This is a genomic window from Rapidithrix thailandica (assembly GCF_039710355.1).
Classification (GTDB): Bacteria; Bacteroidota; Bacteroidia; order Cytophagales; family Flammeovirgaceae; genus Rapidithrix; species Rapidithrix thailandica.
This window is the reverse complement of record NZ_JBDKWZ010000003.1, coordinates 328,834-355,133: the sequence shown is the minus strand read 5'-3', so window position 1 is coordinate 355,133 and position 26,300 is coordinate 328,834. Positions and strand designations below refer to the sequence as shown.

Below are 26,300 nucleotides of genomic sequence, written 5' to 3'. Positions count from 1 at the left end.
CCATAAAAGATGACAATAATCAGAGCAGCCATACTCTTTTGTTCAATTTGCTGGGGCAGGTTGATGGCCCAACCGGTTTCTTTGGAAGTGGAGCTTCTCTCAGGTAAACATGGCTTGCATGGCAATAAAATACATTGTATCTGGCAGGGGCCTGACGGCTATCTCTGGCTGGGTACCGATAAAGGCCTGAACCGCTACGATGGTTATAATTTTACTTCTTTTCCTTTGGAACAGCACCTTATACCTGTACATCAGTTGGAGGGAGATCGCTTTACAATCTGTATAGGGACTTGGGGAGAAGGACTTTATTTGTTGGATCAACGTTCGGGCAAAACAAGCCGCATTTCCAACAAACTACACACGGGGGCATTTATTTATGCAATAGCATATTGTCAGGAGAAAACCTACTGGGTCGCTTCGGAAAATGGATTGGGTATGTTGATTTTACCTGGAGAAAAACAAAATACCCCTGTATTTCATCAAATTACCTTACGGACGGAAAACAAAGATCTTATACAGACAGGTATCCGGCAAGTAACCCGAAGTAAGACAGGGCAGCTATGGCTGGCAGATTGGGAAGGAAAAGTTTATGCCCTCCCAGAAACGGACTGGACAGAGCCCGTCTATGAAGTACAGGAAAAAGCTGTATTGCTCAATAGGCAAATCACGGCAATGGTAGAAGATGCAGCCGGTCGTATATGGTTAGGCACAAGTGCTGACGGAGTCTTTTTGTTGGATTCACTAGGCAGACGACTTGCTCATTTTCAATCGGATCAAAAAGTACCTTCCAGCCTTAGCAGTAACCAGGTGGTTGGCATTCGAATAGACCGACAAGGCAGCATATGGGTGGCCACTGCGGATCAGGGTTTAAATAAGTTGCTGACCGTTACAGAAAAGGGAGAAGCGGTTTTCCTCAACGAAGCAAATCCGGACAATAGCACTTATCAGAATAGTAAGGATTTTTTTACCACTTTTCCGGATAATCTACTTACCTGTATGTACTTTGATCGTGATGATGGAATATGGGTAGGGACTTATCATAAAGGACTTGTTAAAGTTTCTCCGCAAACGGAATATTTCAAGTATTACCAACGGGAAGGAGGAGATCATTTTACTTTGGCCCACAGAGATGTTAGCATCCCTTTAATTGCCCAAAATGGAGATTTGTGGATAGGCACCTGGGGAGGAGGGCTACATTTTTTAAGCAAACAAGAAAAAACGAAAGCCAACCCTGTATACAAGCGCTTTAAAACCAATCCTGCTACCCCTCATTCAATCAGTTTTGACCAGGTTTTTCCGGTTTATGAAGACCGCAGAGGAAACCTATGGCTGGGTACAAACGGTGGTGGCCTGAATTTTTTGGCAAAAGAAGAAAAGTATAAACCTGAGCCTGTATTTTCAAGTTACCGACATAATTCCTACGATCTCCAAAGCTTAAGTAACGATTCTATTTGGGCCATTCACGAAGACCGGCAAGGGCAATTATGGGTTGGGACACAAAATGGCCTGAATAAACTTCAACCGGGTACCCGTACTTTCCGGAGGTACTTGCCTGGCATCTGTGTCTTGGGCTTTACCGAAGACTCTCTGGGTAACTTATGGCTGGGCACGGAGAACCGGGGAGTGATGGCCTGGAATATTTCCGGAGATACACTGACAGATCAGTTTCAGCAGTTTACCTTTCAAAACAAGACCTATTCCTTGGGAAAGGTTTATGACCTGGAATTTGATCAAAAGGGACACTTGTGGCTGGGTACCAACCAGGGGTTAATTAACCTGACTCGTCCGGGCAATCGTTTTAGTCTTTTTACCGTGGAAGACGGCCTGGTAAATAAAGATGTGGAATCTATCCAGTTGGACGAAAAAGGGCGGTTATGGCTGGGAACGTACTCCGGGCTTTCCCTATACGACCCCGCCCTTAAGACCTTTCGTAACTTTCAGATGAGTGAAGGCCGTTTCAGCAACAGCTTTACTCAAGGGGCCTCCCAAGGAAGAGATGGCCGGATGTATTTCGGTAGCAGAAACGGGTTTTATGAATTTCAACCCAGCAGTATTTCTACCAAGTCAGAGGACTTGCCTGTGCACATTTCTCAGATTAAGACCGGGCAACAAACTCTGAATTTTACAAAAATGTATAGCTTTGAGAAGAAACCGTTTTCCCTTCCTTATACAGACAGAATGTTATCCATTGCATTTACGGCACTTCCATACCATCAAGCGGATAACATCATATACACCTACCAGTTAGCGGGGGTAGATCCTTCATGGCATATCACTCATTTAGGGGAACACCGGATTACCTATTCCTATCTTCCGGAGGGGGAATATACGTTTAAAGTCAAGGCAGGCAGGGTAGGAGAAAGCGGCTGGGGGGCCGAAACGTCTTTTTCAGTGAAAGTAAATCCTCCTTGGTGGCGAACCAACTGGAGTTACGCTCTTTATCTCGTAATCTTTTTCCTTGTAAGCAGACTACTATACCGGATCAGGAAAAAACAGCGAAAAGCCAAGGAAGCTGCCTACCGGACCCAACTGGAACAAGAAAAAACCGAAAAATTGTACCGGCTGAAACAACAGTTTTTTACACAAGTTTCCCATGAGTTCAAAACCCCGTTATCACTAATCAAAGCTCCTTTAGATCATTTATTGAGCCGTTCCACCCTGTCAGGTGACGAGAGGGATTATCTTGAACTGATTCAACGGAATACTCAACGGATGATTCGCCTGATTGATCAATTGTTGGATTTTCAAAAACTTTCTGCAGGGCGGATAACCGTTAAACAAGAAGCCACGGAACTTGTCGGCTTTGTTGAAACCTTGGGAAGTCAATTTGAAATATGGGCAAAACAACAAAGGGTCAGGATTCGCTTAACAAGCAATGTGAAAAACTGTATGGTTTTTCTCGATAAAGAAAAGCTGGAAACGATTTTATATAATTTAATTTCCAATGCTTTAAAACATGCGCCCCAAGACAGCGCGGTTGCTGTGGGTATTGAATATAAGGAATCGGACAAACAGTCATTGGAGCATCTTTCTATCAGTGTAAAAGACGAAGGTCCGGGAATCCCAAACCAAAAGCAAACACAAATATTTGAGGCCTTTTACACTGAAGTTCCTTATAATCCTCAGCAAAAAGGAACAGGAATAGGCCTTGCTCTGGTGAAAGCCTTGACAGAGGCTTTGGGTTGGACGGTCCGGGTGGATTCAACGCCCGGGGAAGGCGCTTGTTTTCAAATTGATGTGCAGGCAGAGCTGTTTTCTTTTGAAAGGGGCTTTTTTCAAAAAGAGCTTCAATATTCTGCAAACCAAACGGCAGTGGATTCTACCGATACGGAGCCCTTACTCACTACGGCTTGTACTTTATTGCTTGTTGAAGACCATCAGGATCTGAATGATTATCTGAGATTGCTTTTTCATAAAAGGTACCGGCTTTTGCAAGCCAGGAACGGGGCCGAAGCATGGGAACTACTTGAAAAACATCCGGTGGATTTAGTACTTACCGATTGGATGATGCCCGTAATGAGTGGCGTTGAATTGTGTCAAAAAATAAAAGATACTTCGTCTACCAGCCACCTCCCGGTAATTATGCTAACGGCTAAAACGGCCCCTTTCGAGCAGTTAGAAGGTATTCAAGCAGGGGCGGATGCTTATATCACTAAGCCTTTTGCAAATGATTACCTGATGACCAGAGTTGAAAAATTAATTGAAAGCCGCAGGGTATTAAAAGAGCAATTTAAGCAAATTATTCAGGTAGAGCCCTCTCAACTGATCATCACTCCCCAAGAAGAAAAGTTTTTGAAAAGCGCGATTGATTTTGTGGAGACGCAAATGGAAGATGCGAATTTAACTGTGGAACAGTTGGCAAATGCAATGGCCATGAGTAGCACCAAGCTCTACCGGAAACTCAAAACGATAGCCAACATCTCACCGAATGAGTTCATCCGGAATATTCGTTTGAAGCGAGCTGCTCAATTGTTGAAAGAAACGGATCACACCATTGCGGAAATCAGCTATCAGGTGGGTTTTTCCAGCCCTAAATATTTTTCCAAATGCTTTGGTGATGAATACGGTCAATCTCCGAAAAGCTTCCGGGAAAAGGAATAAAACGCATAAAAATCCGACTTAAAGAGCCTTTTGTCTATTTTTTTACCCTTTTGCAAGATTTTTAGCCCCTCCTTTTCTGCAAAACCGGCCAACTTACCTACTCAAAAAAATTACGACAATGAGGCTTTATAATTTTCAAAAGATTGCTGTCTTGGCTCTGTCCATGGTTTTGTGGTGCAGCGGATGCCGACCGGTTTCCGAGCAACAAAATGCTTCTATGTTCTCGCCTTTGTTGGCCGAAAAAGGCCTGACCGAGGCCGATGTACAACAATTTCTTCAAAGGGGTACTCCCGAAGTTTTTTCGGGGAATGAACTTGATTTTATTGGGATGCCCATAGGCGGAATTTGTGCCGGGCAAGTCTATTTAGGCGGAGATGGCCAATTATGGTACTGGGACATCTTTAATATCAAAACCCTTGATCCGGGAGGGTCGGGCGATAAATTTTATAAAAATCCTATGCGGCAAGACCATAAGTTCGAACAAGGTTTTGCCTTAAAAACTACGTACCAGGGAAAAACTCAGCTCAAAGCCCTTAACCGAAAAGGCTTTGAGGATATTTCCTTCCGGGGCGAATACCCCATCGGAAAAGTAGACTATCAAGATGAGGCCTTTCCTGTTACCACATATCTGGAAGCTTTTTCACCCTTTATTCCTACGGATTCGGAAAACTCCGGTCTGCCCCTGATTGTATTGGAATATAGGATAAAAAATATCAAGAAGGAGCCTGTGGAGGTAACGTTAGGCGGATGGTTGCAAAATACGGCTACATATTTCAAAGGCCAGCCAAATCAAGGCCGTCATGTAAACCGGCTCCATGCTACCGGGGAGATGTTACAGCTTGTTTGCCTGGCAGAAGGAGACAAAGCCTTGGAAGAACTTCCGGATTATGGCAATATGACTCTTTCCTTATTAAAACCAGGAAATGCCAAAGGTGCTGCAGGCAGTGAAGTCAAGGGCGATTTTGGAGCGGAACAATTCTTCGGTGCCCTGGACAACCGTTCGGAAAGCCAAACGGCAATCGGAAATAAACTGATAGGAGGACTGTCCGAAGCTTTTGTTTTACAGCCCGAAGAAGAAAAGACCGTAACCTTTCTACTTTCCTGGTATTTTCCGAACCTGCACAAGCCGGAAAGCGGCTTGCCTGGTTTGAAAAACTTAGATAATCTGCGTTTTTACTACCATAAAAAATTTTCTTCCTCCCAAGCTGTTGCAAATTATGTAGCCGGAAACCAGGCATTGATCCGCAATACTAAAAACTGGAATGAAACCTGGTATAACTCTTCCTTACCCTATTGGTTCTTAGACCGTTCCTTTGTCAATACCAGTACCTTGGCAACCACCGCCTGTTACCGTTTTGATGACCTGACGGAAGACCCGGACAATGAAGGGCGCTTTTATGCTTGGGAAGGGGTATATCTTGGAGACGGTACCTGTACCCATGTTTTTCATTATGAGCAGGCCTTGGGAAGGCTCTTCCCCAACCTGGCCAGGCAATTGCGCAGTCAGGTGGATTTTGGTTTGTCTTATCAGGAAAATGGAATCATCAGTTACCGGGGAGAGCTTAGTCATCAAGGGCATCACGATGGCAGAGGACATGCGGTGGACGGACAGACGGGTACCATCTTACGGGCTTACCGGGAGCATACCATGTCCCCGGATAGAGAGTTTTTGGAGACTTATTGGCCTAAAATAAAAAATAGCGTCAAGGTGCTGATTGCTCAGGACCAGGAGAAAACAGGTGCAACGGATGGTATTCTGGAGGGAGCGCAATACAATACATTAGACCGGATATGGTTTGGGAAAATTCCTTGGATCAGCACTATGTACAATGCCGCATTGCTAGCCGGAGCTGCTATGGCAGAGGAAGCGGGTGATATCGCCTTTGCAAAGCAATGTAAAGAAATTGCAGACAAAGGTTATCGTAACCTGCCTAAAGAACTGTTTAACGGAGAGTACTTTATACAACAATTAGATTCCGGTCATCTGGAGGCGCCTAATACCAACCAAGGTTGTCATATCGATCAAGTATTGGGGCAAGCCTGGGCCTGGCAAGCAGGATTAGGGCGGGTTTTACCGGAAAAAGAAACCCGGCAAGCCTTACAAGCTTTGTTCCGGTATAACTTTCTGCCCGATGTGGGGCCGTATTTGGATTCGGCTTTCATAAAGCCGCAACGCTTTTATGCCTTACCGGGTGAAGGAGGTACTTTGATTTGTTCTTTTCCCCAAGGAGGGGAGAAAATGGCTCCGGGAAAAATCAATAGCGAATGGGAAAAGCTGGTCGTAGGCTATTTCAGTGAGTGCATGACAGGCTTTACCTGGCAAGCGGCCAGCCATATGATAGCCGAAGGGCAGTTACCCGAAGGTTTTGCCGTCATCAAAGCCATCCACGACCGTTATCACCCTTCCCGGAGAAATCCCTATAACGAAATCGAATATGGCAACCATTATACTCGTGCCATGGCCAGCTACGGGGCTTTTGTAGCCGTAAGTGGCTTTACGTATCATGGGCCGGAGGGCCGTATTGGGTTTACCCCGAAATTACATCCGGAGGATTTTCATTCGGCCTTCGTAAGTGCTCAGGGTTGGGGTTCCTTTTCACAAAAGAGAACCTCAAAACTACAGACCAATATGCTTTCTCTAAAATACGGCCAATTATTTCTGAAAGAGTGGAACGTTGTACTCCCTCAAGGCAACACGGCAAAATCCATCAAACTAAGGCTCAATGATCAGGACATCCCTGTACGTTTCGAGCAAATAAACGACCAACATTATACCTTGACTTTTGAATCCGGAACCTTACAGGCCGGGGATCATTTGGAAGCGGAAATTTCTTATGAATGACTATATCCACCTATCAAAACATCATACGGGAAACTTCTTGATTTTAGCTGAAATTTAATGTTCTGAATAATGAAAATAATAGCTGCGAACTTCTTTTTTTTGTTAGTAATTGCTTGTCCTTCACTGTTTGCCCAACCGGAATGGAAGCCACAAAACTGGCCTGTTTTAAAGCAGTATGACCAGGCGCATTTGTACAATATTGCTCTACCCCTGGGAGGTATCGGTACCGGAACGGTCTCTTTGGGTGGTCGTGGAGAGCTCAGGGATTGGGAGCTGATGAATCGTCCGGCTAAGGGATTTAGTACGGTAACGAAAGGTAATAATGCTCCTTTTTTTGCAATTTATACTAACACAAAAGGAGCAAAACCCCAAACCAAAGCCTTGCTGGGGCCATTGGATCCGGTAGAGTACCTGCATTATGAAGGAAGGGCGGTAAACCATCACGGGCTGCCCCGGTTTACAAAGGCTTCGTTTGAGGCCGCCTATCCTTTTGGGCAAGTCCATTTGACAGATGAAAACTTGCCTGTAAAAGTGAAAATCAAAGGCTTTAATCCCTTGGTTCCTGCCGATGCAAACGCCAGCGGCATTCCTATTGCAATCCTTACCTACGAAGTAAGCAATTTATCCGATGAGCCACTGGAGGTTTCCATTTGTGGTTCTATGCGCAATTTTATTGGAAAAGACGGGAGCAAGGTGCGTAAAAACTGGAAAGGAGATATTATTCCGGTGGGTGCCCAAAATAATATCAACCGGTACCGCGAAGAAGCCGGACTGAAAGGCATTTATATGCATTCGGACAGTGTTTCCAAAACGGATCCGGCCTGGGGAACACTGGCCTTGACAACCCAAGCCAAGGATGGAGTCACTTACCGGACCAGCTCCCGTTCGGACGATTGGTCCAATGCCCTGCTCGACTTCTGGGACGACTTCAGTGAAGATGGGCTTTTGACAGAAAAAAACAGGTTGGTAGATCAGGACCCAATGGCATCCCTGGCCGTCAAAAAAACACTTCCTCCGGGAGGTACCGAGAGCTTCACCTTCTTTATTTCCTGGCATTTTCCTAACCGCACTGCCTGGGAAGCTACAGCCCTGGCAAATGGTGAAAATATTGTCAGTAATTACTATACCACACACTATACGGATGCCTGGGATGTAGTGCAACAAACGGTCCCTGGTTTAGCCGAATTGGAAACCAAGACCCTTCGGTTTGTAAATGCACTGATTCGTAGTGATGTGCCGGAGGTGATTAAAGAAGCCAGCCTTTTTAATTTGGCAACTTTGCGCTCACAAACCGTTTTTAGACTTCCCAGCGGGCATCTGATGGGTTGGGAAGGGGTAATGGATGAGCATGGCTCTTGTTTTGGAACCTGTACCCATGTGTGGAACTATGAGCAGGCTACGGCTTTTCTCTTTGGTGAACTCTCCCGTTCGATCCGGGATGTGGAATTTAACTATGCGACTGCACCGGATGGCAAAATGAGTTTCAGGACGATGTTGCCTTTAACCAAAGCTACTGACTATAATGCAGCTGCTGCGGACGGCCAAATGGGTACGGTCATGAAGTTTTACCGGGACTGGCAATTGTCAGGTGACCGGCAGTTCCTGGAAAACAACTGGGAACAGGTAAAAAAAGTCTTGAGCTATGCCTGGGTGGAAAACGGCTGGGACGGCAACCAGGACGGAGTAATGGAAGGCTCACAGCATAATACCATGGATGTAAACTACTTTGGCCCCAATCCGCAAATGGGCTTTTGGTATCTGGGGGCTTTGAAGGCTGCCAGCATTATGGCCCGTTCTATGAAAGACAAAGCTTTTGCAAAAAAATGCGAACAATTGTATAAACAGGGCAGTGCCTGGATGGATACCCACCTTTTTAACGGGGAATATTATGAGCATAAAATTACCGACCCGAAAACCTTTGAGTTTTTAGATTGGGAAAATAACCCGCAAGTAAAAATTCCTGATTACCAACTGGGAAAAGGTTGTTTGGTAGACCAATTGGTCGGGCAAATGATGGCGCATATTTGCGGTCTGGGATACCTTGGAGACCCTGCCCATATCCAGACCACTTTGCAGAGTATCATGAAATACAATTACCGGGAGAGCTTTGCCGAACATTTTAATAATATGCGCTCCTATGTGATGGGTGACGAAGCCGGCTTGCTGATGGCAAGTTGGCCCAAAGGGCGTCTTAAAGTCCCTTTTCCGTATTTTGCCGAATCTATGACGGGGTTCGAATACACTGCGGCCGTGGGCATGTTGTACGAAGGGCAAATCGACAATGGCCTGAAATCTATCCAAAGTATCCGCGCTCGTTTTGACGGCAGAAAACGCAACCCTTTTAGCGAACCCGAGTGCGGGCACCACTATGCCCGTTCCATGACCAGTTGGGCTGCCTTATTGGCCTGGACCGAATTTCATTATTCCGGAATAGAAAAATCCTTTTCGATCACCTCCAAGCCCGGCAAATACTTTTGGTCCAATGGCTACGCCTGGGGAACCTGTGAAGTCAAAGGCAATGAGGCGACATTAACCGTGCTGCATGGAGAGTTGCTTATCCGGGAACTGGTTTTAGAAGGAAACCCCGGTAAGAAATTTCCTGAAAAAATTCTAAAAGAGGGAGATGTTTTTTCTATTGTAATTCAACGCTCCGGAAGCTTTCCTTCCGGGACTGACAAGTGATTCGGCAGGACTTATATTGGGAGCTAGGCAAGGCTGGCCGTGCATAGTATTAGCACATAAATGCAAGAATCGATTTTGAAAAGGCTTATACCCTAGATAGGATAAATCCTCTTGCTGCGCCAGTTTTTCAAAATGCCCAATAGGATGACTACATTGCCAAATAATCTTTTAGATTATTATTGAAAATCAATAAAATAAATATGAAAACAACAATTTTCATCCTTTTATCACACTTGATGTTGTTCCTCTTTTTAGGATGTAATCAGCAGTCATCCCAATCCGAATCTTCAAAAGCGAATATTTATCCTAAAGGGACATTTGGGTATGACCTGCAATTTTTAGAGAAGTATTTTAAGGACTTGATCATTTTGACACATCAAGATGCCCGGGTGTTGATCTCCCCGCAATTTCAAGGGCGGGTACTTACCAGTACCGCTGAAGGAAGGGAAGGAATCAGTTTTGGATGGCTAAACTACGAGTTAATTGCTTCGGAAAGAGTGCAGCCTCATATTCATGCTATCGGAGGAGAAGAGCGTTTTTGGTTGGGCCCGGAAGGAGGGCAGTTTTCCCTGTTTTTTCAACCCGACTCGGCATTTACCATTGAAAACTGGCAAGTGCCTAAGGAAATCGATACGGAACCTTTCCACCTGTTGGAAAATAGTGAGCGGGAAGTCCGCTTTGAAAAAGTAATGCAGTTGACTAATTATTCGGGTACCCGTTTCAACTTAAGGGTAAATCGTACAATCCGGTTATTGGATCGGGGGAACGTCCGGTCTCTGTTAGCTATGAATCTGCCAGAAGGCGTAAATATGGTAGCCTTCGAGTCGGAAAACAAGCTGACCAATACCGGAGAGAACACCTGGAACGAACAATCCGGAATGCTGTCTGTTTGGATATTGAGTATGTTAAACTCCTCTCCACATACTATGGTAATTGTACCTTTCCGACAGGGCAATGGCAAGGAACTGGGAAGGGTGGTCACTGACGATTATTTTGGGAAAGTCCCCGCAGACCGGCTTATTTTACAAGACAGCGTATTGCTTTTCAAAGCGGATGGACAATTACGAGGGAAAATCGGATTGTCACCGCAACGGGCCAAACCTGTAGCCGGGAGTTATGATGCCGGCAATAAAGTGTTGACGATTATTCAGTATAGTTTGCCGGAAGGGAAGAAAGCTTATGTCAATTCCCTATGGGAAATCCAGCAAGAACCTTTTGAAGGAGATGTCTTGAACGCCTACAATGATGGTCCCTTGGAAGACGGTAGTCAGTTAGGTCCTTTTTACGAGCTGGAAAGTTCCTCTCCGGCTGCTAATTTACAGCCCGGGGCAAGTTTAACCCATATTCACCGAACCTACCATTTTAGCGGAAGTGAAAAGCAATTGAGTAAAATAGCCCAATCGGTATTGGGAGTGGACCTGCAGAGGGTAAAGAGAGCGTATTGAGGCTGTTTAATCGTGTCGGGTTACGTCAAATAAGTTTAACTTTTACTGATGTATCCCTGACTCATTGATAAGAAACACCCATCTTGTTTTATGAAAAAAAATTTGATGGGTGTTTAGATTATTCTTTCCTTTTAAAAAAATTATCAAAATACAAGAGCTGGTATTTTATGGCATTTCTCCAATATTCCCAATTATGAGCTCCTGGCCGCTCTATGTAATCGTGTGGGATATTGCGTTCCACCATTTTTTTGTGTAAATTTTTATTGACTTCATAGAAGAAATCATCCGTGCCGCAGTCAAAGATTAATTTTAAAGACTTGTCATTCAGCAAATATAAAAGATTGATCACAGTGTTGGTTTCCCAATTGTCAGGGTGTTGAGCATATGTCCCCAAGCGTTTGGCTAAGTCCCAACCTTTGGGAAAGGGACGTATATCAACCCCTCCGCTCATACTCCCGGCAGCTCCCCATATATCTTGATGGCGAAATGCCAGATAAAAAGCTCCGTGACCTCCCATGCTCAATCCCGTGATGGCCCTGCCTTGTTGCTTGGGAATGGTATTGTAATGTTGATCCATCCATTGGACTAACTCTTGACTGATATAAGTTTCATACTTCATTTTTTTGTCTACCGGGCTATCAAAGTACCAACTGGTTTTTTCTCCATCCGGACAAACAATGAGCATTTCGTATGTGTCCGCAAAAGTTTGTAACTCAGGTACTTTGTTTAACCAACTGTCATATTGACCATATGCCCCGTGAAGAAGGTATAAAGTTGGAAAAGCCTTCCCTTGTGGTAAATATGTTTTAGGTTTGATTACCAGATTTTTAATGGATTTGTCCATTGCTTTGCTGGTTACCAATATTGTGTCTACCTTTGATGCATAGCTGTGTAGACTTTGGGTAAAAATGAAGAGAAAAAAGAAAGTCAATTTCATAGAAATAAATAGCTAATCCGGATAAGTTGATTCTCTCTAATTTAGAGTATTCAAATCAATATTTTGATCTTTTTTAAAAATTTCATCCGGAGCGTAATCACCTTCATAGCGTTTACAACCGGAAAATCAGTGTTGTTGAGAAGCGCTATCATATTGGAAATTCAGAGCGTATAGGAGAGGTTTCGTTTTTTCAGAAGCATTTCTTTTGGCATAAATGTGGAATTTTTTTATATATACACTAAATTAGGTAGTGGTTATTGGCGTTTTTTTAACTGAAAAACATTATTTTTTATTCAATAATTAAATTGTAGAACAAATGAGTGAATTAGTAGCCTCAACCTCACTAAAGAATGAAAAGCATTTTCATCTGTTTATTGATGATGCAAATCAAGTAATTGTAGCCCGATGGAAAGGTTTTTTAAAACCTGAGCAACTCGATGAAGGAACCAAGGCATTGACCCAAGCTATCCGCTCCAGAAGAATCAAGAAGCACCTAAGTGACCAATCAGAGTTGAAAGTACTTTCTTCGGATATCCAGAAACGACTGGTAGAAGGGGTTTTACCCGAAATTGAAAGAGCCGGAGTGACGAAGTTAGCCGTGAAATCTGCGGATGATATTTTCGCCATTGCTACAGTAGAAAAAGTAAACAATTCTTCTCAGATTGGGAATATGACAATCAAAACTTTTAATACTGATCAACAATGTCTCAACTGGTTAAATGAAAAATAATGTCAGTTGACTGACCGGAAGGTTTATCAATAGAATCGTACTATCAAAGATCAGGGTTTTGGGCAGCCAAAACCCTCTTTGTTATCTAGTGCCTTAGCCATCAATCGAAGCACTTAGTTAAACAGGGAAGAGTTCAAAATTGCGAATTGGTTATTAGGCCTCATAATTTTCGAAAAACTTTAATTTGGGCCATTTTTCTTTCCAGGCTTTTTGCTCAATACGTTGTTTGTAAATTCTCAAGTCAATGAATGGGGTGGGTCTTACTACTAAGTTGAATAAATCCTTGAGTCCATAGGGTGCAATACATTCCAATTGACCATAATTGTTGAGCCTTACCGCGATAGCTGTTGCGGTTTCCGACCAAAACGAAAGAGCATGTTCACAGTCCATATAGCCTGGGTGATGGTTTTTAATATGCATCCGTGCTTGGTTTTTCACCGACCAGTTTAAGCCCGGCCAATCGGATATTAGTTTTCCTTCTATTTGCTGATCTCTTTCCGGAGTTTTATTCGTTGAGTTAAAGTAAATGACATCGATATCATTGAGCTCACTCCTTTCTTTTTGATGGAGATAGTCCCATACCCTGTTTCTGACAAATCCTGCTCCTATCCAACAGTCCGTTAACTTCAGGTTTTTGACGGTTTTCAAAACATCCATCATCCATTGGTCCTCTCTGATGATTGTGTATAACTTTTCTTTCATACAGTTAAGTCCTTATGCTTTTGTGTACAGTTTTAATTTACAAAATTTGTTTTTGATGTGCATACAACAAATTTCCGATAGATAATTTGTTTACTTACATGTTAGTAAGTTTATTTGTCAAGTAAAATTAGAAAGAAATATGTCAATTACACGGGAAAAAATATTGGAATTGGGAGAGTTTTTTATCCAAACCAAAGGATATAATGCATTTAGTTATAATGATATTTCCAAAGAGTTAGGGGTTAAAAATGCGGCTATTCATTATTATTTTCCCACAAAGGCCAGTTTGGGCATCAGCATTCTTAAAAATAATATCCTCCGGTTTGAAGAGATGACCCGTAATATGGAAATTCTCAAACACAACGAATCACAGAAGTTAGAGTCTTTCATCAAAATTTATGTCAAAAGCAATCGTGAGCATAAAATCTGTTTAATCGGTTCCTTAGGTTCCGATTATATCACATTGGACGGATCCGTGCAGAAGGAATTAACCAAGATGACCGATCTGATAGCCAGTTGGCTTTCAGAAGTTTTGGAGACGGGTAGAGAGAAGGGCTTATTTCAATTCAAAGGCACCGCCCATAGCCGGGCTTTATTACTGCTCTCCAATTTAATGGGCGCTTTACAGCTTGCTTGGATTACAAATAAAAATACTTTCAAAACGATCCATACAACGATTTTGGAAGAATTGTACATCTAAAAAAAATTTATTCAATAAACTTACTAACTAGTAAGTAAAACTAATTGCCATGAAAAAAAGAGTTGTCATTACAGGATTAGGAACGGTCAACCCATTGGGGAACGATGTAAATACTTATTGGAAAAATCTACAATTGGGAACAAACGGATGCGGACCCATCACCAAATTTGACCCTCAAAACTTTAAGACGCAGTTTGCTTGCGAGGTCAAAAATTTCAACCCGTTGGATTATTTGGAAAAAAAAGAAATCCGGAAAATGGATTTATTTACCCAATATGCCTTGGCGGCAACACAAGAGTGTATGGACGATGCCCGGTTTGACGATACCTGGGGTAAAGACAGGGTGGGGGTGATCTGGGCAACGGGGATTGGTGGTATTCAGACCTTTGAAGAACAAGTAATGGATTTTTGTGAAAATGGGGAAGTACCCCGGTTTAGTCCTTTTTTTATTACCCGTATGATACCCAATATGGCTTCCGGGCTTATTTCGATTCGCTATGGTTTGAAAGGAATTAGCCATGCCACCGTTAGTGCCTGTGCTTCGTCTAATACGGCAATTTCGGAAGCCTTTCATCAAATCAGCCTGGGCAATGTCGATGCCATGTTGGTAGGAGGTTCGGAGGCATCTGTTACGAGAGCTGCTATTGGTGGCTTTAACGCATCGAGGGCTCTTTCTACTCAAAATGAAGCCTGTCAGTCCGCATCCAAACCTTTTGATACTACCCGGAATGGTTTTGTAATGGGAGAAGGAGCGGGTGCGATTATGCTGGAGGAATTGGATCATGCCATGAAGCGAGGTGCCACGATTTATGCGGAAATTGCCGGAGTGGGGGCTACTTCGGATGCATATCATATGACTGCCTCTCATCCGGAAGGGAGGGGGTTGCGTTTGGCGATGGAACAGGCGATAAGTGAAGCCCGGTTGACTCCCAAAGATGTGGATTATATCAATGCCCATGCTACGTCCACACCTGTAGGAGATTTAAGCGAGGGGAAGGCCATTGAACACTTGTTCGGTGAATACTTGGACGGATTGCATGTAAGTGCGACAAAGTCGATGACAGGGCATTTGTTAGGAGCAGCGGGTGCTATAGAGGCTATTGTCTGTATTTTGGCTGTGCGGAATGATATCATTCCGCCTACAATTAATTTGGAAGAAGTCGACCCCCAATTTCATCCGCAAATTAATTTTACTCAAAAAGAGAAAGTGCAAAAACCGGTTGAAGTCGCTTTAAGCAATACTGTGGGTTTCGGAGGACATTCGGTGGTATCATTGTTTAGAAAATTCAGAGAATAATGAGTGAATGAAGCGTGAATTTATTGGGTAAAAACCGGGAGACGGCCCACTTTCCCAAAAGCTTTTGCTATTTTTGCGGCATGATAAAACAACTCATATTTGATTGTGACGGGGTATTGGTAGATTCTGAAATCCTCGCTACCCGTGTTTTGTTGAAAAAATTGTATGCTCATGGGTTTGAATTTGAAGAGAAAGACTTCATTCAAACTTTTACAGGTCAACAGACTAGCCAAATATTGACCAATTTGTTTACGCAAAAGGGAAAAGAAGCTCCTGAAGGATTTGTGGAAGAGGTGGATAAAGGGATGTGGCAAGTGATGGAAAGTGAATTGGAGCCGATCAAACAAGTCAAGAATACATTGACTCAAATGAGCTTGCCTAAAGCGGTGGTTTCTAACAGCACATTGCCTTGGGTACAACGATCATTGAAAGTGGCCGATATTCATCATCTCTTTGATGAAAAATTATTTGTGGCCAATATGGTTGAAAACCCCAAACCGGCTCCGGATGTATATTTATTTGCGGCTGAGAAGTTAAAGGTACAACCTGAAGAATGTCTGGTCGTTGAAGATAGTCCCAGTGGAGCTACGGCTGCACTTTCGGCAGGTATGAAGGTCATTGGCTTTTTAGGGGCCAGCCATATCTTAGATGGACACGATGAGAAGTTAATGGATCGGGGAGTGGAGCATTTGGCCAAAGACATGGACGAATTGCTTCTCCGGGTAAACGAACTGGTAAATTAATGTTGAATAATATGTGGGGAAGTAAATCCCGGTCAATGGTGATTGACTAAGTGAAAGAAGGCTCATAGGCCTTGAGAAGTTAGTACAACTTCATTACTTTAAATAACTCAATTCTAAGCCCAGTCGCTATTTTTAGCGAATGGGCTTTTTTATGGAAATACCTTTTTTGAACTCTTAAATCCAATCTTCTTCCTCTGCCCATTGCATTCCCTCCGGTAAGTCAAGTGTGCTAAATTCCAGGTGAATCACTCTGCGGCTTTGCTGGTTTTCGGTGCGTCTGGAGCTGTGTAATATTAAGGGTTTCATCATCAAGATTCCCCCTGCTTCTACTTCACATATTTGTTCCTGAGAGAGCAATGTATCTGTAAAATCCTCTGGCCTGATCAAGTCGTGATGGGTCTGAGGAATTACCCGCAATGCCCCATTTTGGGAGGTGCAATCATCCAGGTGGATGCGTAAGGTAAGTTGATCTTGCAAAAAGGTGAGGGGTGGATGAACGGAATACTGGTCTTTCTTTTTCAACCAATGCGTAAAGCCTTCTTGTTCTTTTTTATGAGTTACGGCAACGGTCAGATCTTGATGCCAATTAACGATCCAGTTTGCCTGTGGTGGTTTGTCAAAGTAAATGGCTTTTACCAAACGGTAATTGGGGTGAATGGACTGAACGAACGTTCGAAGCTTGGAATGTAGGAATTCCTCTTTGAGTTCGGGAAATTCTTTGAACAGTCTCCGAATGGCAAATAAGGTTTGTGTACCTTGAAAGTCCGGATGCTTTTCTGTCTGCTCCTGAATACAGGAAAGGAGATTTTGAATTTCTGAAAAAGCGTAAAACTGAGAAATCGTTTTGTATCCTGATGAGTCGAATTGACGGACCATAAAAATAACGTTAGGGAATCCACGCTAAACTAAATAAAGAAGGGTAGATTCCCTTAAATCCTTTCAGGAAGTTTATCCTCTCAACTTATCCAGTAAGTCACTTAGCAAGTCCGCTTCTTGCTCTGTCAGGTTATTTTGAAATACTTGATACTCTTTTTCCAAATCAGGGCCAATGGAATCTATTAAGTCCAACCCTTCTTGTGTAATTCCGATATCTACTTTCCTCCGGCTATTTGGGCAAGTATTCCGGAACACCAGTCCCTTTTGTACCAACCGGTCTACCAAACGGGTGACATCCGGGTTTTTGTCCAACATGACCAATTTGATATCCCCGGCACATTTTACTTCCGGATGGGCTCCTTTCAAAATGCGGAGAATATTGAATTGTTGGCTGGTAAGCCCGTGCTTTTTAAAGGCTTTGTCAAATTGGTTAGACAGGGAATTGGACGTGTAAATCAGATTAATATACAACTTCTGGTAGGCATCTTTGAAGGCCTTTCCTTGTCTGATTGCGTCTTCTATCTTCATAATACGTATAAACAATATTTGTTTAAACAAAAATATACTATTTTTATTGAAAAAACAAATCAACGCTGTGAAATTCGCTGGTTTCAAGAAGTTTAGATCTTTAATCTATAAAAAGAAAAGGAAGTAGAATGCTACTTATTAAAAGGTGGAAGAAATCGGGTCAATTGTACCTGAAAAAGTAGAAAATGTTGATAAAAAGATAAACATTCAGGCTATATTTTAATGATTCAAGTAATTGATTTTTAGTTTTTTAATTGATATTAGGAGGGATTCCAAAATCTAATATTTAACTTGTCGATGGAGTAGTTCTTAAGAGGTTACTTAGAAATAACCCTAAGCTTTCAACAGTTGACTTGAAATGCACCCTTGTCTTTATAGCATACCTCTAATGTAAAGATTTATGCCTGTCCGGAATACTAAACCTTATTTTATTGGAGTAGATATCGGAACTACCAGTACCAAAGCACTGGCAGTGGATCTTTCAGGAAAGGTACTGGGTAGTAAACAACAGGGCTATCCGATCCTGACTCCTCAACCCCACTATGCCGAACAGTCACCTGAAGCATATTTCCAAGCAGTGTTAAGTACTCTTCGGGATTTGGTAAAAGAAGTCTCGGGTGAAGGTTTGGTGGGTATTGGGTTTTCTTGTGCCATGCATGGGCTGATGGCTATGGACGCATCCGGAAAACCCTTAACAAACACACTGATTTGGGCAGATAACCGGAGCAAAGATTATGCACAAGAACTTCGTAAAGGCTTATTTGCCCAACTGCTATACGAACAAACCGGAACTCCCATCCATCCTATGTCCCCACTCTGTAAAATTGCTTGGCTGAGAGATTTTCAGTCGGAATTGTTTCAAAAAACAGACAAGTTTATTTCAGCCAAAGAGTATGTGTTTTTGCGCTTATTTGGCAAGTATGTGGTGGATTATTCAGTTGCATCCGCCATGGGATTGATGAATATCCACCGATTATGTTGGGATAAGGAGGCTTTGGCTTTTGCGGGGATAGATACCCAGCAACTTTCAAGGCTTGTGCCTCCGACTCATTATGAACAAGGACTGAATAAAAGGCTAGCCGAATACCTGGGCATTCCGGTGGATATTCCCTTTTTTATAGGTGGAAGTGACGGTTGTTTGGCGAATTGGGGAGTTGGAGCCATACACACAGAGGAGACTTGCTTAACCATAGGGACGAGTGGGGCATTGCGGATGTTTACAAACCAGCCGGTAATTGATCCGGAAGGCCGCACATTTTGCTATGCATTTGACCGGAACCAATATCTGGTAGGTGGACCAATTAACAATGGCGGAATCGCTTTACAGTGGTTTAAAAAGAACTTTGGAATAAATACCGAAGAGGAATTTCAAAAATTACAGAACGAGGCAACGAAGCTTCCGGCTGGGGCAGAGGGTTTGTTATTCCTCCCTTATTTATTAGGTGAGCGGGCTCCTCATTGGAATGCCAATGCCAAAGGTGTGTTTTTTGGCATGCAGTACGAACACAATCCTGCACATTTTCTCAGAGCCGTATTCGAAGGGGTAAGTTACGGTTTAAAAGAAATTGCTGATTTGTTAGAATCTCAACAAGGAAAAGTAAAACACATAGTGGCTAATGGAGGATTTACCCGTTCCGGCCTTTGGTTACAAATCGTAGCCAATGTTTTTCAGTGCGAAGTATGGGTACCCGGTTGTGCCGAGAGTTCGGCTTTGGGTGCTGCATTTATTGCCATGAAAGGCAAAGGGTTTCTGCAAAGTGAAAAGGAACTTCAGGAGAAGGTAAAACAACAGAAAAAATACCTGCCGGATTTTACTTGTCAACAAGTTTATCAACAGGAAGTTGATAAGTATAAAAGGCTGTACCACAAGATTAAAGATGAATTTTAATCCTAATTTATAAACACAAATACTATGCAAATCGGACTTGTCGGACTAGGTAAAATGGGCTACCAATTAACCTTAAATTTATTGAGAAACAACCATCAGGTGGTGGCTTACGATGTGGAGCCTGAGTTAGTGGAGTCGGTACGGAAGGAGGGAGCGCTGCCTGCAAACTCCTTAGAAGAATTGATTCGAAAGCTTCATAATAAAAGAGTTATTTGGTTGATGGTACCGGCCGGAAAAATAGTGGATCAAGTTTTGGAAAACATAACCCCTCATCTGTCTGCCGGGGATATTATTATTGACGGAGGTAATTCAAACTTTAAAATGTCTATAGAAAGAGCCGCCCGGCTCGAACAACGAGGTATTGACTTTTTAGATTGTGGCACCAGTGGGGGAATTAGCGGAGCATTGAAGGGTGCATGTACAATGGTTGGTGGAGGTAAATCTGCGTTTGAATATTGTGAAGCGATATTTAAAGATATTTCTGTGGAAAATGGCTATTTGTACTGTGGTCCTTCGGGGAGCGGGCATTTTGTGAAAATGGTGCATAATGGAATTGAATACGGGATGATGCAGGCTATTGCCGAGGGCTTTGAAGTGTTGGAAAAAAGTGCTTTTGATTTGGATTTGGAAGCGGTTGCCAAAGTGTGGAACCATGGTTCGGTAGTGCGTAGTTGGTTGATGGAATTGACGGAGCAGGCCTTCCACAAAGATGCTAAGCTGGAACAAATCAAGGGAATCATGCATTCCTCAGGCGAAGGCAAGTGGACCGTAGAAAGTGCTTTGGAGTTGAATGTCCCTACGCCTGTCATCGCGCTTTCCTTGATGATGCGGTACCGGTCCTTACAGGAAGATACCTTTACGGGTAAGGTAGTAGCAGCCCTGCGCAATGAGTTTGGCGGACATAAAGTAGAGAAAACGAAGGGGGAATAAGAGTGAGAGAAGCAGAGAGTGGATGGAAGGTTTTCATAAGAAAACCTTTTTTGATTTATAAGAGGGGCAACAAAAGAAAATGCTTGAGTATTAACTAAAAATTAAGTTTAATTTTTTTCTTAAACATATTTTAATTTATAAATTTCAAGATTGAACGACTAACCGGATTAATTTTACACCGCTCATTGTAAACTCGCAATCAGGCTAACTAGGCACAAGAATATGCATGAAAATGATCTACACAAGGAAAAAGAGTGGGTGGGAAAATTGAAGAAAGGCGATCAATCTGCATTTGATTGGCTCTTTTTTCAATATGAGAAAAAGCTCTTTGCGTTTATTTCTGGATTTTGTAAATCCAAAGCTGACGCAGAAGAAGTGTTGCAGGAAACCTTCATTAAAGTTTGGGAAAATCGCCACAAGTTGGAGGTGGAGAAATCGTTTGGCAGTTTCCTGTTTACCATTGCCAAAAATACCACCTTGAATTTATTGAGAAGCCGGCAGTACCATTCCCAATTGGTGGAAGAGTTGAGATTACAAAAACAGGAAGCACATAGTGCTACCGAACAGCAAATTATCTATGGGGATTATCAAAGCCAATTGGAACATTGGGTAGACAATCTGACTCCTCGCAGAAAGCAAATCTTTATCATGAGTCGTCAAGAGGGTATGAATTATACTGAGATAGCTCAAAAACTGCAAGTATCCACCAAGTTTGTAGAAAAGCAAATGAGCCTTTCCTTGAAAACCATCAAAAAGCATTTGCAAGCCAGTAGTATTCTTACTTCATTTGCGGCTTTGTTATACTTTTTCTTTGAATAAAATTCAGGTAAAGTAAATAATTCCTTCGCGCAGAGAAGGTTATTTTTCGTCTTTCCTTATCATTTGATGATTTCCTCCCCGGAACTCTGAACAACGTAAAGTTTCCTTTCCATAAAAAGCTTGGGAAAGCTGAAACATTCTCAATTCTCTTTTCAATACCTTTCAAGTTACCACCGGAACAGAATGGTTATTGGGTGACTGACATGATTTGTTTTGTAGTTGTGCTTGTTGCTTGAAAGAATAAATTTTTTTTTTTCACAGAGAGGGGGGATAAGAGGGGGTTCATGTGTATACCTTTTAGAAATACCAAAACGCATGTTTGAAATTGAACGAAAAATATTAGAAGACTTTTTCTATAACCGTTTGCCCAAAGAAGATTGGCCCAAAGCATATCGCTTGTTAGAAGATCCGCGATATAGTGAACTTGTGGGCGAATTTATGAAAGAACAGTGGCAGCAACAGGAAGAGACCGAAACCACAAAAGATGAGGATTCAAAAAAGAGATTGTCCCGTTTGCACCAACAACTCCAATTCACAAAAACACCACTAACCGCACAACACGGACGAACTCGCGCCAATCCTTATCTCACTTGGTTAAAAATCGCTTCCATCATTGTTTTGCCTTTGCTCTTTATCGTAGGCTTGTATCAATTCAATGACTTGAAACCGGCTGAGCCCGTAGCGATGGTTCGGAAAAGCACCCAACCAGGTACCCGGATGCATCTTACCTTACCAGATAGTTCCATAGTATGGTTGAATGGCGACAGTCAATTGAGTTTTCCGGAAAAGTTTGAAGAGAATGAGCGAAGGGTACTGTTGACGGGAGAAGCTTTTTTTGAAGTGAAGAAAAATCCTTCCAAACCTTTCATTGTACAAACGGCACATACGGAAGTCGAAGCACTGGGAACTTCATTTAATGTAAACACAACTTCACAAAAACAAGAGGAAGTAGCCCTGGTGACCGGCAAAGTAGAAGTGCGGTTTTCAAAGGGGAATAACAAAGTGGACGCGCTGCAGTTAACTCCGAATGAAATGGCAAAAATTGACCTGGAAAACCGTCAACTATCCAAAGGGAATTTTGACTACGAAGACTTGGTCGGTTGGAAAGAGTACATTCTTAATTTCCAGAATGTTGGTTTGGAAGACATTACAGAGAAATTGGAGCGCTACTATGGAGTCCGTATTGAAATTCAGGGACTTCAAAAAAGCCATCAAGCCTGGAAATTCAAAGCGAGGTTTGAGAAACAGTCTTTGGAAAACGTATTGAAGAGCTTAAGCTTTACAAAGAAGTTTGCTTTTACAATTACAGGGAAGCAAGTGACTATCAAGCTTTAATATGAGGTGTAAATGCCAATGAAGCAATCTGTAAGGAAGAATAACTGACCCGTGGAAAGGCCTGCTTTTTAGAAAGGGAGTTTGGCCGGTTCAACCACACAAAAACAAAACCGACTGAAGGAATTTTCCTTCAGCCGGTCCCAGTACGATAAGACTCAATAGGATAAGTTCACAATAGGCCTTCGGAACTTATTCCTGCTTGAGCATAACTCATTGTAAACTAATTATTCACAAAAACACCCAAATTTATGAAATTTAAATTAATACGACTACTTGTTATGTCAAGTATCTATACTTTCATTGGGGTCTTTCTTCAATGTATTTTGCTCAACAGCCTCCTGGCTTCGGAGTTGAGTGCCCAACGATATCAAAGCATACGTCATGTATTTGTTGACATAAACACGCAAAATACCACTTTAGAGGGCACTTTACGAGCTATCGAAACCCAAACGGAATTTAATTTTGTCTATGAATTAAGAGATCTGGAAAAAGGAATGATGCTCAATACCAAGCCGGGAAAACAATCCGTAGCAGAGCTATTGGTTGAAATTTCTCGACAAGCAGGTTTGAAATTCAGACAGATCAACAACAATATAAATGTACAGAAACTTAACAAGCGACTTCCCACACGTAAAGCGGTACAAGCCATTGAGCAAGAAGTGTTGGTGAAAGGAGCCGTGAAAGATGAAAACGGAGAGCCGCTACCGGGGGTGAGTATTCTGGTAAAAGGAACATCTACCGGTACTACTACAGATATGGATGGAAACTTCAGTATCTCTGTGCCGGAGTCATCCACACTGCTTTTTAGTTTTATTGGATACGAAGCCCAGGAAATCGCCTTGAACGGACAAACTGCCCTGGAGGTAGTGATGGCAACTTCCTCCACCGAGTTAGACGAAATTGTGGTGGTGGGATACGGCACTCAAAAGAAGGCCAATTTGAGTGGTGCGGTTGATGTAGTAAGTGCTGATGCGATTGTAAACCGCCCGGTGACCAGCACAGGAGCGGCCTTACAAGGGATGATTCCCAACTTGAATATTTCAATCAGTAGTGGTCAAGCTACAGAGGCTCCCGAATTCAATATCCGGGGATTCACCTCTATCAATGGGGGAGGACCTTTGATTCTGGTGGATAATATTCCCGTGTCGAATGAAGAAGTAGCCCGGATTAATCCGAACGATATCGAGAGTGTTTCGGTCTTGAAAGATGCGGCTTCGGCAGCGATCTATGGAGCAAGAGGAGCGTTTGGGGTAGTATTGATTACCACCAAATCCGGTACCTCAGATAAGCTTACCGTATCGGCTAACGCCAACTATGCAGTTAGAACTTTAGGAAAAACTCCTGATGTTGTGACAGATCCGTATATGGCCATGAAGTATAAACACGATGCGGCCTTCCCGCTATACAACCTTTATCCGGAATCGGTACGCGAATATGCCAAGCAACGTTCGGAAGACCCTTCTCTGCCCGCAGCCATTCCTAATCCTAACAACCCGGATGCATGGCAGTACTACGGTTCTACCAATTGGTTGGATGAAGTATATAACAAGTCGGCAGCTTCTTACAATGCCAACTTCAGCATCGGCAAGAAAGACGAGAAAATGAACTACTATTTATCTTCCGATTATTTCAAACAGGAAGGAATGTTCCGTTACGGAAATGATATTTATAACCGCTACAATCTCAGAGGTAAAGTTGCTTTGCAAGTAACTGACTGGTTACAGTTGGGTAATAATACGGTCTTTACACATAGCGATTACGAGGAGCCATCTTATAACAATGGAGAGAGCTTTTTCCACGAAGTAAACCGTAAAAACTCATTAGATATTCCCAAAAATCCGGATGGAACCCGGACCAATACGGGAGCCAGTATGTTGGGTCGTTTACAAGAAGGTGGCCGGGCCGATACCAAGTTAAATGAGATTCAGACTTCATTTAATATGGAAGTAGCCTTGATCAAAGATACTTGGTTATTGAAAGGAGATGCGACTTTCCGAAGATCAAACGAAACCTATAAGCGATATGAAATTCCGGTAGCCTATAGAACAGGTCCGAACCAACCTTTGCAATATATTGGAGCAAATACCAAAGCGGTTAATTCCAGCGAAGAAGTTCAGTACAATGTTTATAACGTTTATACCGATTTTCATAAAACTTTTGGTGGAAAGCACTTTGTCCAGGCAGTAGTGGGGTACAATCAAGAATATCGTACCGAAAGCTACTCTTATGTATCTAGAGACAAGCTGATTACCAGTTCTCTTCCTTCTTTAGGTTTGGCCTCAGGTGCATTTAATGGAGGGGAAACCATTGAAGATTGGGCCGTACGTGGAGCTTTTTACCGGTTAAATTATGTTTTTGACGATCGCTATATTTTCGAATTTAACGGCCGTTATGACGGATCAAGCCGTTTCCCGAAAGATGACCGCTTTGGCTTTTTCCCTTCTGCTTCAGCCGCTTGGGTAGTATCCAAAGAAGCGTTTTTTCAGTCAATTGGAGAAGCGATCAAAATGGATTTTTTCAAGTTAAGAGCTTCATACGGGTCCTTGGGCAACCAGGATGTGGATGCCTATGAATATATCATGATGATGACTCCCGGTAGAATCGGTCCGGTTCTGGGAGGAGAAAGACCGGTGTACGTGTCTACTCCGGGATTGGTTTCCCCTTCTTTAACCTGGGAGAAAGTTTCTACGGTGAACTTCGGAGCGGATTTGTCCTTTTTCAAAAATAAATTGGATTTAGGTTTTGACTTGTACACTCGCTATAACGAAGGGATGTTGACCAAAGGAAAAACCCTGCCTAACGTCATTGGAACACTTGAACCAAATGAAAATGCCGCAGATTTGAAGACGAATGGTTGGGAACTGAAAGTAACTTGGCGGGATGATTTTATGTTGGCTAATTCTCCCTTCAGATACGGAGTGACAGTAGCTTTGGCCGACAGTCGAGCGTATATCACCAAAATCGACAACCCCAATAAATTGTTGAGTGGGTATTACGAGGGACAAGAGTTGGGCGAAATCTGGGGCTTGGAAACCGAAGGTTTTTTCCAGTCTAAAGAAGAATTGGAAAACCATGCAGACCAAACTGCTGTGGGTTCGGATGACCAAGGCTATCGCTTTGATGTGGGGGATTTGAAATTTAAAGATCAGAATGGTGACGGAAAAATTGATAGAGGTGATGGAACCGTAGATAATCCCGGAGACTTTAAAGTGATTGGAAACAGCCGGGAGCGTTTGCCATTTAGTGTTAACCTTACCGCAGAATGGAAAGGCTTTGATTTACGGGCTTTTGTTCAGGGAGTAGGTAAGAGAGATTGGTACCCGGAGGCCTCCAACCATTATTTCTGGGGGATTTATGCTCAGCCATGGACCAATGTACAAGCACATAACCTGGATCACTGGACTCCTGATAATCCTAATGGGTATTTTCCAAGAGTAAAATCGTATATCGCAGAAGACGAATCAGAGTTGGGAATCCCTCAAACTCGCTATTTGCAAAACGCTGCTTACCTCAGAATGAAAAACATTACCCTGGGGTATACTTTGCCAAGTCAGTTGATGTCAAAAATTGGGATAGAGAGACTACGGGTATATGTGAGTGCGGAAAATGTATTTGAAATCTCTTCTTTAAAAGCCAAGTTGGACCCGGAGTCTATCCAAAAAAGCAGGGCGAGAGTGTATCCTTTCCAACGTACGGTGTCTATGGGTGTCAACCTCAATTTTTAATCACTTAACAAGTAGAAAAC

Annotated in this window: 17 protein-coding genes; 13 read left to right on the top strand and 4 right to left on the bottom strand. The window is 42.7% G+C overall.

Going from position 1 to position 26,300, the window contains the following annotated elements:
- The first annotated feature begins 9 nt into the window (after positions 1–9).
- The 4 genes from AAG747_RS07095 to AAG747_RS07080 all read left to right on the top strand — a co-directional run bounded on the left by AAG747_RS07095 (position 10) and on the right by AAG747_RS07080 (position 11,070).
- Positions 10–4,101, top strand: coding sequence for a hybrid sensor histidine kinase/response regulator transcription factor (locus tag AAG747_RS07095; RefSeq protein ID WP_346820453.1), 4,092 nt, complete (start codon positions 10–12; stop codon positions 4,099–4,101).
- A 118-nt stretch (positions 4,102–4,219) separates the two neighbouring features.
- Positions 4,220–6,943, top strand: coding sequence for a GH116 family glycosyl-hydrolase (locus AAG747_RS07090; protein WP_346820452.1), 2,724 nt, complete (start codon positions 4,220–4,222; stop codon positions 6,941–6,943).
- A 69-nt stretch (positions 6,944–7,012) separates the two neighbouring features.
- Positions 7,013–9,625 (top strand): GH116 family glycosyl-hydrolase, encoded by a 2,613-nt coding sequence (locus tag AAG747_RS07085; protein WP_346820451.1) that lies wholly within the window; start codon positions 7,013–7,015, stop codon positions 9,623–9,625.
- Positions 9,626–9,825: 200 nt separating this feature from the next.
- Positions 9,826–11,070, top strand: coding sequence for a DUF6786 family protein (locus tag AAG747_RS07080; RefSeq protein WP_346820450.1), 1,245 nt, complete (start codon positions 9,826–9,828; stop codon positions 11,068–11,070).
- Between the two features lie 118 nt (positions 11,071–11,188).
- Here AAG747_RS07080 and AAG747_RS07075 read toward each other — a convergent pair whose 3' ends face one another.
- Positions 11,189–11,914 carry an alpha/beta hydrolase gene (locus tag AAG747_RS07075; protein WP_346820449.1) on the bottom strand — a complete coding sequence of 242 codons (726 nt, stop codon included), beginning with the start codon at positions 11,912–11,914 and terminating at the stop codon, positions 11,189–11,191.
- Between the two features lie 409 nt (positions 11,915–12,323).
- Between AAG747_RS07075 and AAG747_RS07070 the strand changes: the two genes are divergently transcribed.
- Entirely contained in the window at positions 12,324–12,737 is a 414-nt protein-coding gene (locus AAG747_RS07070; RefSeq protein ID WP_346820448.1) for a hypothetical protein, read from the top strand.
- 153 nt (positions 12,738–12,890) lie between these two features.
- On the opposite strand, the gene AAG747_RS07065 is transcribed toward AAG747_RS07070, so the two are convergent.
- Positions 12,891–13,439, bottom strand: coding sequence for a nucleotidyltransferase family protein (locus AAG747_RS07065; protein ID WP_346820447.1), 549 nt, complete (start codon positions 13,437–13,439; stop codon positions 12,891–12,893).
- Between the two features lie 139 nt (positions 13,440–13,578).
- Here AAG747_RS07065 and AAG747_RS07060 point away from each other — a divergent pair, with 139 nt between their 5' ends.
- From AAG747_RS07060 to AAG747_RS07050, 3 genes are all read left to right on the top strand, one after another.
- Positions 13,579–14,139: a TetR/AcrR family transcriptional regulator gene (locus AAG747_RS07060; protein ID WP_346820446.1), complete on the top strand. Its 561-nt coding sequence runs from the start codon at positions 13,579–13,581 to the stop codon at positions 14,137–14,139.
- Between the two features lie 49 nt (positions 14,140–14,188).
- Positions 14,189–15,436, top strand: a complete 1,248-nt coding sequence (fabF, locus tag AAG747_RS07055) for a beta-ketoacyl-ACP synthase II (protein WP_346820445.1) — start codon at positions 14,189–14,191, stop codon at positions 15,434–15,436.
- Between the two features lie 80 nt (positions 15,437–15,516).
- Complete coding sequence (locus AAG747_RS07050) at positions 15,517–16,179, top strand: HAD family hydrolase (protein WP_346820444.1); 663 nt, start codon at positions 15,517–15,519, stop codon at positions 16,177–16,179.
- Positions 16,180–16,353: 174 nt separating this feature from the next.
- Here the strand turns inward: AAG747_RS07050 and AAG747_RS07045 are convergent, their stop codons facing one another.
- Together AAG747_RS07045 and AAG747_RS07040 are read right to left on the bottom strand one after the other, a co-directional pair.
- Positions 16,354–17,055, bottom strand: coding sequence for a phytanoyl-CoA dioxygenase family protein (locus tag AAG747_RS07045; protein WP_346820443.1), 702 nt, complete (start codon positions 17,053–17,055; stop codon positions 16,354–16,356).
- Positions 17,056–17,127: 72 nt separating this feature from the next.
- A complete protein-coding gene (locus AAG747_RS07040) occupies positions 17,128–17,583 on the bottom strand; it encodes a MarR family winged helix-turn-helix transcriptional regulator (RefSeq protein WP_346820442.1) in 456 nt (151 codons plus the stop codon).
- A gap of 400 nt (positions 17,584–17,983) precedes the next feature.
- On the opposite strand from AAG747_RS07040, the gene AAG747_RS07035 reads away from it, so the two are divergent.
- The 5 genes from AAG747_RS07035 (at position 17,984) to AAG747_RS07015 (ending at position 26,280) form a co-directional block, all read left to right on the top strand.
- The gene (locus AAG747_RS07035; RefSeq protein ID WP_346820441.1) at positions 17,984–19,471 is read left to right on the top strand and encodes a gluconokinase; all 1,488 of its coding nucleotides are present in this window, start codon (positions 17,984–17,986) and stop codon (positions 19,469–19,471) included.
- A 24-nt stretch (positions 19,472–19,495) separates the two neighbouring features.
- Entirely contained in the window at positions 19,496–20,401 is a 906-nt protein-coding gene (gene gnd, locus AAG747_RS07030; RefSeq protein ID WP_346820440.1) for a phosphogluconate dehydrogenase (NAD(+)-dependent, decarboxylating), read from the top strand.
- A 222-nt stretch (positions 20,402–20,623) separates the two neighbouring features.
- Entirely contained in the window at positions 20,624–21,220 is a 597-nt protein-coding gene (locus AAG747_RS07025) for an RNA polymerase sigma factor (RefSeq protein ID WP_346820439.1), read from the top strand.
- Positions 21,221–21,535: 315 nt separating this feature from the next.
- Positions 21,536–22,555: a FecR family protein gene (locus AAG747_RS07020; RefSeq protein WP_346820438.1), complete on the top strand. Its 1,020-nt coding sequence runs from the start codon at positions 21,536–21,538 to the stop codon at positions 22,553–22,555.
- Between the two features lie 248 nt (positions 22,556–22,803).
- Positions 22,804–26,280: a SusC/RagA family TonB-linked outer membrane protein gene (locus tag AAG747_RS07015; protein WP_346820437.1), complete on the top strand. Its 3,477-nt coding sequence runs from the start codon at positions 22,804–22,806 to the stop codon at positions 26,278–26,280.
- The last annotated feature ends 20 nt before the right edge of the window (positions 26,281–26,300 follow it).

Excerpts from the sequence above, each read along its gene's own strand:
- AAG747_RS07095 (WP_346820453.1), top strand. The coding sequence starts at position 10 with ATGACAATAATCAGAGCAGCCATACTCTTTTGTTCAATTTGCTGGGGC.
- AAG747_RS07090 (WP_346820452.1), top strand. The coding sequence starts at position 4,220 with ATGAGGCTTTATAATTTTCAAAAGATTGCTGTCTTGGCTCTGTCCATG.
- AAG747_RS07085 (WP_346820451.1), top strand. The coding sequence starts at position 7,013 with ATGAAAATAATAGCTGCGAACTTCTTTTTTTTGTTAGTAATTGCTTGT.
- AAG747_RS07080 (WP_346820450.1), top strand. The coding sequence starts at position 9,826 with ATGAAAACAACAATTTTCATCCTTTTATCACACTTGATGTTGTTCCTC.
- AAG747_RS07075 (WP_346820449.1), bottom strand. The coding sequence starts at position 11,914 with ATGGACAAATCCATTAAAAATCTGGTAATCAAACCTAAAACATATTTA.
- AAG747_RS07070 (WP_346820448.1), top strand. The coding sequence starts at position 12,324 with ATGAGTGAATTAGTAGCCTCAACCTCACTAAAGAATGAAAAGCATTTT.
- AAG747_RS07065 (WP_346820447.1), bottom strand. The coding sequence starts at position 13,439 with ATGAAAGAAAAGTTATACACAATCATCAGAGAGGACCAATGGATGATG.
- AAG747_RS07060 (WP_346820446.1), top strand. The coding sequence starts at position 13,579 with ATGTCAATTACACGGGAAAAAATATTGGAATTGGGAGAGTTTTTTATC.
- fabF (WP_346820445.1), top strand. The coding sequence starts at position 14,189 with ATGAAAAAAAGAGTTGTCATTACAGGATTAGGAACGGTCAACCCATTG.
- AAG747_RS07050 (WP_346820444.1), top strand. The coding sequence starts at position 15,517 with ATGATAAAACAACTCATATTTGATTGTGACGGGGTATTGGTAGATTCT.
- AAG747_RS07045 (WP_346820443.1), bottom strand. The coding sequence starts at position 17,055 with ATGGTCCGTCAATTCGACTCATCAGGATACAAAACGATTTCTCAGTTT.
- AAG747_RS07040 (WP_346820442.1), bottom strand. The coding sequence starts at position 17,583 with ATGAAGATAGAAGACGCAATCAGACAAGGAAAGGCCTTCAAAGATGCC.
- AAG747_RS07035 (WP_346820441.1), top strand. The coding sequence starts at position 17,984 with ATGCCTGTCCGGAATACTAAACCTTATTTTATTGGAGTAGATATCGGA.
- gnd (WP_346820440.1), top strand. The coding sequence starts at position 19,496 with ATGCAAATCGGACTTGTCGGACTAGGTAAAATGGGCTACCAATTAACC.
- AAG747_RS07025 (WP_346820439.1), top strand. The coding sequence starts at position 20,624 with ATGCATGAAAATGATCTACACAAGGAAAAAGAGTGGGTGGGAAAATTG.
- AAG747_RS07020 (WP_346820438.1), top strand. The coding sequence starts at position 21,536 with ATGTTTGAAATTGAACGAAAAATATTAGAAGACTTTTTCTATAACCGT.
- AAG747_RS07015 (WP_346820437.1), top strand. The coding sequence starts at position 22,804 with ATGAAATTTAAATTAATACGACTACTTGTTATGTCAAGTATCTATACT.